The organism is Mesorhizobium sp. WSM4844, from assembly GCF_055811775.1.
In genome coordinates, this window is the sequence record NZ_JBVVQB010000027.1 from 62,399 (window position 1) to 74,704 (window position 12,306).

The 12,306-nt window shown below is 62.3% G+C and carries 14 protein-coding genes; 6 read left to right on the forward strand and 8 right to left on the reverse strand.

Annotation, left to right across the window (positions count from 1 at the left end):
- Positions 1 to 29: 29 nt before the first annotated feature.
- Positions 30 to 365: a hypothetical protein gene (locus AC0L2A_RS20920; RefSeq protein ID WP_236473713.1), complete on the forward strand. Its 336-nt coding sequence runs from the start codon at positions 30 to 32 to the stop codon at positions 363 to 365.
- A 179-nt stretch (positions 366 to 544) separates the two neighbouring features.
- Here AC0L2A_RS20920 and pdxR read toward each other — a convergent pair whose 3' ends face one another.
- Positions 545 to 2,053, reverse strand: a complete 1,509-nt coding sequence (gene pdxR / locus AC0L2A_RS20925; protein ID WP_473610434.1) for a MocR-like pyridoxine biosynthesis transcription factor PdxR — start codon at positions 2,051 to 2,053, stop codon at positions 545 to 547.
- 170 nt (positions 2,054 to 2,223) lie between these two features.
- On the opposite strand from pdxR, the gene AC0L2A_RS20930 reads away from it, so the two are divergent.
- Genes AC0L2A_RS20930 through AC0L2A_RS20940 form a run of 3 tightly spaced genes read left to right on the forward strand, consistent with a single transcriptional unit; the run spans position 2,224 to position 4,452 of the window.
- On the forward strand, positions 2,224 to 2,856 hold the full coding sequence (locus AC0L2A_RS20930; protein WP_473610436.1) for a LysE family translocator: 633 nt from the start codon (positions 2,224 to 2,226) through the stop codon (positions 2,854 to 2,856).
- Between the two features lie 11 nt (positions 2,857 to 2,867).
- Positions 2,868 to 3,788 carry a dihydrodipicolinate synthase family protein gene (locus AC0L2A_RS20935; RefSeq protein WP_473610437.1) on the forward strand — a complete coding sequence of 307 codons (921 nt, stop codon included), beginning with the start codon at positions 2,868 to 2,870 and terminating at the stop codon, positions 3,786 to 3,788.
- Positions 3,789 to 3,810: 22 nt separating this feature from the next.
- Positions 3,811 to 4,452, forward strand: coding sequence for a LysE family translocator (locus AC0L2A_RS20940; protein WP_091596576.1), 642 nt, complete (start codon positions 3,811 to 3,813; stop codon positions 4,450 to 4,452).
- A 110-nt stretch (positions 4,453 to 4,562) separates the two neighbouring features.
- On the opposite strand, the gene AC0L2A_RS20945 is transcribed toward AC0L2A_RS20940, so the two are convergent.
- From AC0L2A_RS20945 to AC0L2A_RS20970, 6 genes are all read right to left on the reverse strand, one after another.
- Positions 4,563 to 5,174, reverse strand: coding sequence for a LysE family translocator (locus AC0L2A_RS20945; RefSeq protein ID WP_473610439.1), 612 nt, complete (start codon positions 5,172 to 5,174; stop codon positions 4,563 to 4,565).
- 318 nt (positions 5,175 to 5,492) lie between these two features.
- Entirely contained in the window at positions 5,493 to 6,575 is a 1,083-nt protein-coding gene (locus AC0L2A_RS20950; protein ID WP_473610440.1) for a methyltransferase, read from the reverse strand.
- 215 nt (positions 6,576 to 6,790) lie between these two features.
- Positions 6,791 to 7,468 carry a DUF6064 family protein gene (locus tag AC0L2A_RS20955; RefSeq protein ID WP_473610441.1) on the reverse strand — a complete coding sequence of 226 codons (678 nt, stop codon included), beginning with the start codon at positions 7,466 to 7,468 and terminating at the stop codon, positions 6,791 to 6,793.
- Positions 7,469 to 7,555: 87 nt separating this feature from the next.
- Positions 7,556 to 8,470 (reverse strand): aldo/keto reductase, encoded by a 915-nt coding sequence (locus AC0L2A_RS20960; protein ID WP_473610443.1) that lies wholly within the window; start codon positions 8,468 to 8,470, stop codon positions 7,556 to 7,558.
- Between the two features lie 213 nt (positions 8,471 to 8,683).
- On the reverse strand, positions 8,684 to 9,184 hold the full coding sequence (locus tag AC0L2A_RS20965) for a hypothetical protein (protein WP_473610444.1): 501 nt from the start codon (positions 9,182 to 9,184) through the stop codon (positions 8,684 to 8,686).
- A 48-nt stretch (positions 9,185 to 9,232) separates the two neighbouring features.
- Positions 9,233 to 9,442 (reverse strand): hypothetical protein, encoded by a 210-nt coding sequence (locus tag AC0L2A_RS20970; RefSeq protein WP_473610446.1) that lies wholly within the window; start codon positions 9,440 to 9,442, stop codon positions 9,233 to 9,235.
- Here AC0L2A_RS20970 and AC0L2A_RS20975 point away from each other — a divergent pair.
- Together AC0L2A_RS20975 and AC0L2A_RS20980 are read left to right on the forward strand one after the other, a co-directional pair.
- Entirely contained in the window at positions 9,422 to 10,267 is an 846-nt protein-coding gene (locus AC0L2A_RS20975) for an alpha/beta hydrolase (protein WP_473610448.1), read from the forward strand. The genes AC0L2A_RS20970 and AC0L2A_RS20975 overlap by 21 nt on opposite strands.
- A gap of 28 nt (positions 10,268 to 10,295) precedes the next feature.
- Positions 10,296 to 11,882, forward strand: a complete 1,587-nt coding sequence (locus AC0L2A_RS20980) for an ABC transporter substrate-binding protein (protein ID WP_473610449.1) — start codon at positions 10,296 to 10,298, stop codon at positions 11,880 to 11,882.
- Here AC0L2A_RS20980 and AC0L2A_RS20985 read toward each other — a convergent pair.
- A complete protein-coding gene (locus tag AC0L2A_RS20985; RefSeq protein WP_473610450.1) occupies positions 11,825 to 12,202 on the reverse strand; it encodes a hypothetical protein in 378 nt (125 codons plus the stop codon). The two genes, AC0L2A_RS20980 and AC0L2A_RS20985, sit on opposite strands and share 58 nt — an antisense overlap.
- Positions 12,203 to 12,306: the final 104 nt, after the last annotated feature.

Here is a 12,306-nt window from a genome sequence, read left to right on the forward strand (position 1 = left end):
GGGATATGATTACCAAAGGGAGAAATCCAATGGCGGAGACCACAAATATGGCAGGCACCTCAAAGGCGGCAAACGACGCGCAGGAAGCGATGAAGAAACAGATCGCCGAGCTTCGTCGCGAAATCGCCAAAATAAACCGGACCCTTTCCGACCGTGCCGAGGAGGCACAGGGCTGGTACGAGAGCGCCGCCGAACGAGCCTCGCGCGCAGCCCGGCAATTGCGTAGCCAGGCACACACCGTGACCGAAACCGTCCAGCAGAATCCAGGCACGATCTCTACGGCGATGATGCTTGGCGGCGTGCTCGGCGTTCTCTTGGGAATTGTGATTGCAAAGAGCTCCGAGCCTGAACGGCGGTGGTTCTAGAGCATTTTGCAGCCAAAAATCTTGGTTTGGCGTCCGACAAAATGCGTAAAACAAGGAGTTAGAGCGCGGTTTGGTCCACCAAAACGCAAAGCGCTCTAGCGGCAGATCACCACCCGCGCGATGCCGAGGCTGCCTTCGGCGTCGCCCGCGCCTGTTCCCTCAGGCAGGCCGTAAAGCACCTACGATACGTCGCCGCTGCCTGTTGCCTCCTCGTAAGCGCGTCGAAGGAGCTTTAGTCCTCTGTGGATCTGGCTCTCGGTCAGACTTGCGTATCCCATCACCAAGCCGAGGCAGCTGCGATCCAATGTCTGGTCGAAATCCAATGTCTGGTCGAAATAATGCGGCGATATCGAATAGATGCCGACCCCGAGCGAGGCGGCTTTCTCGATGAATGATGTCGCCATGGAGGGCGGCGTGTCGTGAAACCAGACGACGACGTGCAGACCGGCCTCTGCGCCTTCGACCCGAACAAGATCGCGGAATTCCGCCTGCAGAGCGTCGAGGAGCGCTGCACGTCGGCGGGCATTTTGACGCCGGGCCTTGCGCACGTGGCTTTCGTAGGCGCCGGATTCCAGCAGGGTCGCAAGCGCCTCCTGTTCGAGGCTGGGGGCATGCCTGTCCGTCAGCCGCTTGGCATGGGCAAAAACCTCCTGCAACTCACGCGGAACGACGACGTAGCCGATCCGCAGCAACGGCGACAGTGCCTTCGAGACCGTACCGATATAGATGACGTTCGACGCGCCTCCCAACGCGCGAAGCGGCGGTATCGGGTTCATGTCGAAACGATATTCGCTGTCGTAGTCGTCCTCGACGATGTAGGCCCTCTTCTCTTTCGCCCATCCTAGCAGTTGCTGGCGTCGACCCATCGACATTACGCTTCCCAGGGGAAACTGATGCGAAGGCGTGACGTAAGCCAGCCGCGCGTCAACATCCGCCAACAGGTCCGCCCTGATGCCTTCGGCGTCGACCTCCACCGGGGCGGCGATGGCTCCTGTCATCTCGAAGACGCTCCGTGCCATCGGGTAGCAGGGCTCTTCGATGGCGAAGCCGTCGCCCTCATCGAGAAGCAGGCGGGCGCAGAGATCCAGTCCCTGCTGAGAGCCGTTGACGACGACGATCTCACCCACCTCGCAGCGGATGCTGCGCGCTCGCCATAGATAGCCCTGCAGGGCGGCACGCAGGCGGGTCAAGCCACAGGGATCGCCATAGGACAGCTTGAGCGGCCGTCCCAGCGCAGCATCGTTCATGGCCTTTCGCCAGGCAAGGGTCGGGAAGTCAGAGGCCGACACGTCGCCGTAGCGGAAGTCGGCGATGAGCTTCTCCGACGCAACCCGCATCGGGATGGCTCGGGATCGAAGCCTTTCTGCGAAAGCGGAGAGGCTGTGTGGCTCTGCGGCTGTATCAACGAGGTCTCCCGGCTCGCTGTGCGCGACCTTGATGGCCACCCGTGGCCGAGCGCCATGTCGAATGACCACGAACCCCTCGGCGGCGAGCTGTTCGTAAGCGGACGTCACAGTCGTTCGCGAGACGCCAAGCTCGACCGCCAGCGCACGAGCCGACGGAAGCACGTCTCCGCGCCCGTAGACCTCCGCCACGATCTGTTCCCGCAGGTTCTCATAGATCCCGCGGGCGCCCAATCCCGACGACGAACCTCCCGACGACGAATTCTGCTTGCGGGACTGGACCATCGCGATTACCCAAATGAAGACATTTCACTGATCCAGGCATTACCGGGAAAACTCAGCCAGGCAAAGGCATGAGGGAAACTGGACCAGAACTTTTTATTCAAAACTGGTTCTAGGCCAGGGCCAGTTGTGCTTGTATTGATGACGCCAGATTGCACCTCCCGAGAAGTAAAATGCTGGCCGACCTCCACCAATTCATCATCGTCTTTACCGCCTACGTCATTGCTGCCGGCAGTCCCGGGCCGAGCAATATGCGCATCATGGCCGTCGCCATGAACGACGGCCGCGGGGCCGCGCTGGCAATCGCGTCTGGCGTCGTCAGTGGCTCGATCTTTTGGGGCCTGATGGCAGCGACAGGCGTCTCGGCGATGCTCAGCCGATACGCGCAGGCACTCGTGGTCCTGCAGCTGCTCGGCGGCCTGTATCTTCTCTATCTCGCCTTCAAAGCGGGCAAGGCTGCGCTTTCTTCAGGCAAGGATCAGCTTCGCCCGACCAACGAAAGAAAGGCGACGGCGGCCACTCTCTACAAGCGCGGACTGCTGATGCATCTCACCAATCCGAAATCGATCCTGGCATGGATCGCGCTGATGACGCTGGGACTCGGGCCCGGGTCGTCATCGCATACGGTTCTGGTGATCCTCGCGGGCTGCGCGGTGCTGAGCGTCACCATCTTCTGCGGCTACGCGATCGTCTTTTCGACCGCTCCCATGATCGCCCTGTATCGGCGGGCGCGGCGCTGGATCGAAGGCACGCTGGCGGTATTCTTCGGATTTGCCGGGCTAAAGCTTCTCCTGACCCGCATCTGAAAGGTTCCTTCATGTCACTCTTCCAAGGCCTTTCAGCATTCCCGATCACCCCGGCGGACGCTTCCGGCAGGCTCGACACCGCCGCCCTCGCGCGCCTTCTGAAGAACATCGAGGAGGCGAGAGCGGACTCCATCGGACTGCTCGGCAGTACCGGCGCCTATGCTTTCCTCACGCGACAAGAGCGTCGACGGGCGGTCGAAACGGCAATGGACACGGTCGGCGGCAAAATCCCGGTTATTGTCGGCGTCGGAGCGATCCGGACCAGCGATGCGGTGGACCTTGCCCGTGACGCGAAGGCTGTGGGCGCCGACGGCCTGCTTCTCGCTCCGGTTTCCTATACGCCGCTTGTCGACGACGAGGTCTTCGAACACTTCACCGCAGTCGCCGACGCGGGGCAACTCCCGCTTTGCATCTACAACAATCCCGGCACGACCAGGTTCACCTTCAGCCTGGACCTCATTTCCCGCTTGTCGAAGGTGGTCAACATCGAAGCCGTGAAGATGCCTTTGCCGTCCGGTGGTGACTTCGCGTCCGAACTTGCCTCCCTCCGGTCTGAGACCGGGTCGGCATTCAGGATCGGCTACAGCGGCGACTGGGGCGGCGCGCCTGCGCTGCTCGCCGGGAGCGACGCCTGGTATTCCGTCGTCGCAGGACTTCTGCCGTCACCGGCTCTCGCCCTGACGCGAGCGGCGCAAGCCGGGGACGCTGCGGCCGTCGAGCGACTTGACGCCGCCTTCGGACCGCTTTGGGCGCTGTTCAAGGAATTCGGCAGTTTCAGGGTGATGTATGTCGTCGCCAGTCTTCTGAACCTCTGCGACGTCGATCCGCCACGCCCTGTCCTCCCGCTGAAGGACCAGGCACGGCAGCGCGTCGCCGCCGCTCTCGACCATCTCGATGCGGTTTTCTCCGCTGGTTATATGCAAGCTCGATAGACAGTCTAATCAGGACATTTCCATGCTGGAATCCAACGCCTTCACCGTCTACCTGTTCACGGCATTCCTGCTGGCGATTACTCCGGGTCCGGGGATTTTTTATGTCGCCGCCCGAACCCTTTCCGGCGGTCGCTCGGAAGGAATCGCCTCGAGCCTTGGCAATGGTCTCGGCGGGCTGTTTCATGTCGTGGCCGGCAGCCTTGGCGTCTCGGCGATCGTGCTGGCAAGCGCCGAATTGTTCACGGCACTCAAGGTGGTCGGCGCGCTCTATCTGGTCTGGATGGGATACCGAACCATTCGCCATGCCAGGCTCGACTACAAGTCGCTGGGTCATTCGGAGCCGCCCGTCGGCACGATGCGGGCCTTCAGGGATGGCGTCCTTGTCGAAGTGATGAACCCGAAGACGGCCGCATTCTTCCTCGCCTTCATTCCCCAGTTTGTCGATACATCGTCGGATCACGTCGTTCTGCAGTTCCTGATCCTCGGCGCCATCTCGGTTGCCCTCAACACGCTCGCCGATATTGTCGTGGCGTTTGCAGCCGGAAGGCTTCGCGATGGCGCGGCGTCGCGTGGGAATCTCGTTCGCCGTCTTCGTGAAGGCTCGGGCGGCGCCATGATCATGCTTGGATGTGGGCTGCTGCTGGCAAAGCGCCCGGTTGCCTGAGCTTGTGAGAAGGCGCAAAAATGCATGACGACCGCTCGCCTTGTACCTGCTATGACGGCCGGCCGCGCTGCCGCCGAACGTGGCGACATTGGTCGCCGTTCGGTGCGATTTCACATGAGTCTGAGGACGGTGATGACTGCGATTGAGAGATAGACTGCGGCGCTGCCCAGATTTGCAAACCTGCCGACCTGTGCACAGCCGACCGGCAGCCGGAGGCGCGCGACTGTGAAGACGCAAGCCGAGGCGGTGACCGAGCGCAAGCAAACATACATCGCGCTAAGCAAGGCTATTTGCATAGAGATCGAATGACCCGGATCTATGAATTGTGGAAAGAAGGCGGCATAGAATAGAAGAGCTGCGGGATTTGCGAAGGCGATCGTCAGCCCGTCGAGGACGGGCGCACGAGCGCGAGACAGATTCGGAGAGCGCGAAGGCCGGTGGCGGAGGCGCAACGCGCCCGCAGCGAGCCAGATGAGATAAAGAGCTCCGGCCAGCGAAAGCCATCGCAACAGCACTGGCAAGAGTTCACCGGAAAGTGACAGGCCGACGAAAATTGCCCCGAGCAGACACGCCTCTCCGAACTCTACACCAATCGCGGTCGAGAAACCGGCCATCGCCCCGTGCCGCAGCGTATTATGGGCAATGATCACCATAATCGGGCCGGGCGTGATGAGAATCAAAAGTGTCGCGGCCGAGAATTGGGCAAGACTGTTCCAGTCCATCTTATCGGTTCGAATTTCGCTTACCTCATCGACATCAAGTTCGTGACCAGACCTGCCTTGACCTCAAGCACCGGCGCGGGCGCCTCGGCATGACCGATGTCCCGCAACCGATCGGGGGTCAAACCAGCGATTGCCCGACGTCTTGAGACGGTCCGCTGCCAGGTCTTGAGAGCCGCGATTGCGGTTGCTGTGGTTTTCAGCACAAGTCCAAGCAGAGGGTGAAGATCGACGCGAGTTTGCGTGTGAGCCATTTCGGCCTCCATCATCATTGTCGGCAGGGTTGAACTGCGCGGCGCCTGTTACACTGCGCTTTGCGCCTTACGGCTTGCGGCCGATCACGGCGCCGTTCGCGCCGGGTGCCTCGAACCAGACCGTCTCGATATGCCGGAATCCGGCTTCCTCGAGCCACGCCGAATATTCGGCCTGCGTGTAGTTTCGTCCTTCCGTCTCGATCAGCATGTTGAGGCTCATCAGCGCCGCCGGCGCCGGTCCGGTCTTTTCGTCATTGACGAGAAGCTCGCTGATGACGACTGCGCCGCCGCTCGGCAAAGCCCCGAACGACCGGCGCAGCAGGGCGCGGTTCTTCGCCTCGTCCCAATCGTGCAGGATCATCGATAGGAGATGCAAATCGTGATCCCCGGGGAGCTGCTCGAAGAAGTTGCCGCCTGCGGTCTCGATCCGGTCGGTCAAACCGGCCTCGGCAATCTTTCGCGCGGCGATCGCGGCCACATGCGGCAAGTCGAACACGGTCGCACGCAGCGCCCCATACTGTTTGCAAAGCTCGATGTCGTACGCCCCCGATCCGCCGCCGATGTCGAGGAGGCGGCGGAAATGTCCGAAATCCATCGCTTCGCCGAGCTTGCGAGCGGTCATCGTGGAGACCGAATGCATCGCCTCCCAGAACAGCGCCAGCATCATCGGATCTTCGCCGTCGAACGCCGAGGATCGCACAGCCGGGTCCCACGTGGTCGGCCGGTTCGTGCGCAGCGCCTCGGCAAGCCTGCCCCAGCCGGGATAGAGTCGCTTGTCGAGCATCTGCACGAAGCCGCCGAAGTAATACGGTTTTCCGCGCACGAGATAGGTTTCGCTTAACGGCGTGTTGCGATAGCGGCCGCCGGTTTTCTCCAGGAGCCCGAGTGCAGCGCAGCCGGTCAACAGCATCTCGGCCGGGCGTTGATGCAGGCTGAGCGCTTCGGCCAGCTCGGCAACCGTGGTGCCGGCGCCGCTCGCAAGGCGGCTGAAGAGGTCCAGCTCATGCGCAGCGGCCAGAGTCTTGAAGGCCCAGAAACCGGTCGAAAGCGCCATCAGCGGGACGGCGGAAGGAAGTTCCGGCGTGGCGGCAATCGGTTGGACGGTTGCATCTTTGGCCGGAGGCGCTGTCCGCGAAAGTTGACTGGCCATGATCACCTCCTCTTTCAGAGCAAGTCACGACTGCAACCGGCTGGCGCAACCGGCTGGCTTGTGGCCGTCCGCTCGGCGAGCTGTGGCTGCGGTCTGCTGAAGTGCGAACCTGGCGGTACGGCGTTACGCGACGATTTCAGAAGGAGAAAATTCGGTTACATCTGAAACTTGTATTATTTGGCCGGAGCCGGCTGGCTTTCTCGATCGTGCCGGCATCACCGGGCGATACGGCGCAGGGTCAAGGCAGCGAAAATGGTGGCCGCTGCCAGAAGCGGCAGCCAGGCTTGTGGATCGCCCATGGCATGCAGCGTCAGGCCGCTGAGCAGCAGCCACAGCAGCGGGATCGCCAACAGCAGCGACACAAGCCCGCCGCTCGCGGCAAGCAGGACGCCGAGCGCTGCGATCGCCGTCGGGTCCGGCGCGATGCCGAAGACCTCGGCGCTCGCCCATGGCCGCCCTAAGAGCGGCGGCAGCAGGGGATAAACGACGAGGCCAGCGACCGCGATCAGCAGCCCGAGCCGCCCTGCGATGTCCCGCCGGTCAAAGGCGAGGCCGCCGCGCGCACCGCCGATCACCAGCAGCAGCGCCTGCAGGCCGAAGGCCGGCGCGACATAGGCGATCGCCCAGTTGATCGCGGCATAGCGGCTCCACAGCAAGGACCAGCCGACGAAGGCAAAGAGCGCGGCGAGGACGAGCGCAATCCACAGACCATGGCGACGCGGCCGCCTAAGCACGAGCAGGACAATGGCGAGGCCGGCGGCGAGCGTCAGGAGATGCAGCGGCCAGAACGCGGCATTGGCCAATTCGAACATGCGCCAATAGACGCGCGGCGAGAAGAGCAGGAAATCCTCTAGCCGGTAGGTCCACCATTCCGACATCCAAGCAGGTTCCACAAAAGCCTCCCACGGTTTTGCGACAAGAACCTGCGACAAACAACAGAATCCAGGCATGCATTCGTGGGCCAGCCGACGAATGCCTGCCTAGAGGTCCCGGACATAGGCCGCCATCCGCCCGCGCATGGCCGCGTCGGGGAGGGGACCGGTCGCCGCCAACAGGTTCTCGCGCACGTGGTCGACGCGGGTGGTTGCGGGGATGGCGACGGTGACGGCGGGATGCGAAACGATGAATTTCAGTATGAACTGCGCCCAGGTCTTGGCACCGATCCCGGCCGCCCAGTCCGGCAGCGTCTCGCCCTGGAGCTGGCGCGTCAGCGCGCCTTGCCGAAACGGCCGGTTGACGATGACAGCCATGCCGCGCTCGGCCGCCAGCGGCAGCAGCCGTTCCTCCGCTTCACGGTCGACGACGTTATAGGTGAACTGCACGAAGTCGAGCGGATGCGCGCGCATGATCTGTTCGAACGAATCGTGCCGCCGTCCTTCGGACGTCGTGATGCCGACATAGCGGATCCGCCCGTCCGCCTTCATGGCGAACAGGGTTTCGAGATGCGTCTCCCAGGCGACGAGGTTATGGACCTGCACGAGGTCGAAGCGCGGCACACCCCAGAAGCGGCGCGACTGCTCGATCTGCGCGGGTCCGTCGGCGGAGGAGGTCCAGACCTTTTCGGCGGAAAACAGCGCTTCGGGCCGGCCGAGCTTTTCGAGGCCATAGCCGATCACGGGCTGCGAGGAGCCGTACATCGGCGAGGAATCGATCATGCGGCCGCCTGCCGCAAAGAAGGCCGCCATCACCTCGGCGCACTCGTCGCGCAGCACCGGATCGTCGCCGACATTGAAGGTGATCCAGGTGCCAAGGCCGACAGCGGGAAGCATTTCTCCCGAGGAGGGCACGGCGCGCATCGCCGGCGCGGGCGGCGCGCCGGGTGCGGCTGCCGGCATCACCAGAGCCGCTCCGGAAGCGGCGGCAGTCTTCACGAATGTCCTGCGGGTGATGATCATCGTCTGCCATCCTGTCGCTTCGACCTCTTGTACTCCCGATCCCAAGATTGGTTCCGGCCGACCGGCTTTTCGCAAGGCCGATCGGCAGGGAGCCGGCGGTCGGTCCCTGGCGACGGTTCGGATATGGAACGTCTGCCTGAAACAGGAACGAATTCTGCAGGGCCTGGGTTGCGCCAGCCTGCCCGATTAGCTGGAGCCAGATTACCTGGCCGGTTACCTGGGGCTGGCTCCTGTCCTGACTTGATGGCGCTGGCGGGCATAGGCCACGCAGCCGTCTACCGTGCTGACGCAGAGCGCATCGCGGTGGTTCGGCGTGTTGTTGTCGCCGGCGTAGGCAACCTCGGCAACACGGCCGTCGACCATTCGGATTTGCGTGTTGCAATAGCCGCCAGGATCGACATTGAGCGATCCTCCAACCGTCGGGATCGCGCCCACGGCCAAGGTTGGGATCACCACGTTGAGATTGCCGCGTTGAACGGTACGCTGATAGGTCCAGATCTGGCTTCCCCCCGCATCAGCGGTGGCAGTCGGAAAGCCGGCGCACATTCGAACGTCCGCCTCGCTGAGACCGACCATCTCTTTGCGGGCTGCCGACGTTGTGGCGTCTTCCTTTGGGAGGTTCGACGTGTCGTCAGGCGCGACGCAGGAGGACACGATCGAACTGCCGGCCAGGAGAACAAGAGGGACAAGCTTGCGGATGCGGGAAAATATCATGTGACCGCGAAGTTAGGCGAGCAGACAACCGAGTCAACCTGCACAACTTCACGATGTCGTTGGTCGTGCCGCTCGGCTGGACTTGACGCGCGACGGCCCGGATAGCTTCTCACGCTTGCCGATGATGTCAGGCGTTACGCGATGTAAAATACGTACTTTCCTGACGATGTGGATGAACAAATGCTTTTCAGTCACACAAAATGATGAAAGAATGAGATTGAGATCAGGGAAAATTCGATGCGCAACGTCAGCGGACATGGCAAGCGCCTGTCCTATTACGATTTCGGGCACACGACGGTGTACGCCTCCCGCTTCGACCAGCGCTTCCCCTATTGCGCCTATGTCCCCGACGACTATGACGAGGACAGCGACAAGACCTATCCGCTGGCGGTGATCGTGCATGGCACCGAGCGAGGCATGCTCGCCTACCGGGACGCCTTCGCCGACTTCGCCGAACAGAACGGCGTGATCGTGCTCGCCCCGCTGTTCCCGGCGAATATCTGTTTTCCGGGCGACCTTTCCTCTTACAAGATGCTGCGCCAGGGCGACCTGCATTACGATGCCGTGCTGCTCGACATGGTCGAGGAGATGCGCGAGCGCTATCGCATCCGCGGCGACCGCGTGCTGATGTACGGCTTCTCCGGCGGCGGCCATTTCACCCATCGTTTCCTGTTCCTCCATCCCGAACGTCTGCTGGCGGCATCGATCGGTGCGCCGGGCGTCGTGACCCTGCTCGACTTCGATCACGATTTCTGGGTCGGGGTGCGCGACTTCGAGAAAGTGTTCGGCAAGGCCATCGACCTCGACGCCATGCGCGAGGTCGCCGTGCAGATGGTGATCGGTGGTGACGATCTCCAAACCTGGGAGATCACCATCAAGCCGGAGGATGACTGGTGGATGCCCGGCGTCGATCTCGCCGGCGCGACCCGCAACGACCGGATCAGATCGTTGAAGGGCAGCCTGGAGAGACATGGCGTCGAGGTGCAGTTGGATGTCGTGCCTGGCATCGCTCACAACGACGGCGCGCTCATCGCCAAGGTCAAGGAGTTCTTTGCGCGGACATTGAATGCGGCGCCCGCCTGAAAAACTGCGGTCAAACTGGAGATAAAAAATGGGAACAGGATTGATGATGGGAAGACGATTGTTTCAGGTGCTGGCGACAATCGCGGTGATGATTTGTGCACTGCCGGCGATGGCGCAGGAGCAGCCGAAAACCGGCGGCACGCTCAAGGTCCGCATCAACGCAGACATCCGCGCCACCGACGGTCTTAATCGCGACGCAAACACCGACACCGTGCTGCACCATATCTTTGAGACGCTGGTGGCTTATCGCGCCGATCTCACGGTGGGCCCGGCATTGGCCGAATCCTGGACGGTATCGGACGACGGCAAGACCTATGCCTTCACGTTGCGTGACGGCGCGGTTTTCCACAATGGCGACGCCGTGACCTCGTCCGACGTCAAATGGAACTGGGACCGCCGCATGGACCCGGCCAATCAGTGGTTCTGCATTCCCTTCTTCGACGGCAGCCAGGGCCTCAAGGTCGAGCAAGTGGCGACGCCTGATCCACGCACCGTGGTCTTCACGCTCAAGGCGCCGAATGCGCTCTTTCTGGCGCAACTCGCCAGTGTCCAATGCAATGGCTGGGTCGCCAGCCCGAAGAATGTCGGCGCCGACGGCAAGTGGCTCGCCGATTCCGCCATCGGCAGCGGCCCGTTCACGCTGAAGGAATGGGTCAAGGGCCAGTATTTGGTGCTTGAGCGCTTTGCAGACTACAAGCCGGTGAAGGAGGCGCCGAGCGGCTTTGCCGGCAGCCGTGAGGCTTATGTCGACGAGGTGCGCTTCATGGTCATCCCCGACACGGCGGCGGCGGAAACCGCGCTGTTTGCCGGCGAACTCGATGTCCTGCCCGATCTTGAATCATCGCGTGCCGAGGAAGCCAAGTCGCGCGGCATGACGGTGCTGTCGACGCAAGGCCTGTCGTGGACGGTGATCCTGCTGCAGACCAAGGACCCGTTGCTGTCGAACGTCAAAATACGCGAGGCGCTGGCGCATGCCGCCGACATCAACCAGATCGCCGCCGCCAGCACCAGCGCTGCCGCCACGGGAGGTCCGTCGGCCGTCGCCCAGGCGAGCTCGTTCTTCGACGACGATTTCCTCAAATGGCCGGAATACGACCCGGTCAAGGCCAAGGCCCTGCTGGACGAAGCCGGTTACAAGGGCGAGCCGATCAAGATCCAGACCAACACCCGCTACCAGGGCATGTACGAGAACGCCGTGCTGCTGCAGGCGATGTTGACGGCCGCGGGCTTCAACGCCCAGCTCGAAGTGCTGGATTGGGCGGCACAGCTCGACAACTACCTTGTCGGCAAATTCCAGATCCAGTCCTTTGGCTATTCGGCTCGTCTCGATCCGTCGCTGATGTATGGCGTCATCCTTGGCGACAAGGCGACCGACCCGACGGCGCAGTGGGACAGCAAGGAGGCCCTCGATCTCTACACGAAGTCGATGGCCACGACCGACGCCGGGCAACGCAAGGCACTGTTCAAGCAGCTTCATGCACTCATGGCAAAGGATGTGCCGATCCTTGGCCTCTATTACGAGCCGTCCCTCGATGCCGTGTCGCCGAAAGTAAAGGGCTATTCGGTATGGCCCGCGGCAAACCCCCATGTATGGGGTGTCTGGAAAAGCGAATAGGCCGGCGGTTCTCTTGTCACCGAAAGATCGGAGGCGTGTCGCCCTCCGATCTTTCGCTTGAAGGTACCTGGTGGTGAAAACCTGACGGTTGGTACCTGCCGCGTCGGTGTCTTCGCCGTGTTGAACGCAGTGCTCGATCGGAATCGGGTGGAAGAACGGCGTGAACGCGGTGTTGACCGCACAGGCCGCCTCTGCCGGTCCTCGACCTTGAGTTCGCCCGCCTCGGTCCCCTCGCGAATGATCGGCTCAAAGATCGTCACCATTCGCTCGATATGCGCCTTGATGATCGCCCGGTTCTCCTGCATGGCGGCGACGATCATGTCGTGCATGCGCCTTTCCGGGAGTTGACACTCTCGACACTGCGCGAGAAAGGGGCGCATCTTCAAGGCGCCCGCGTCCGCGACTGAGACGGGCGCTCTTCCAT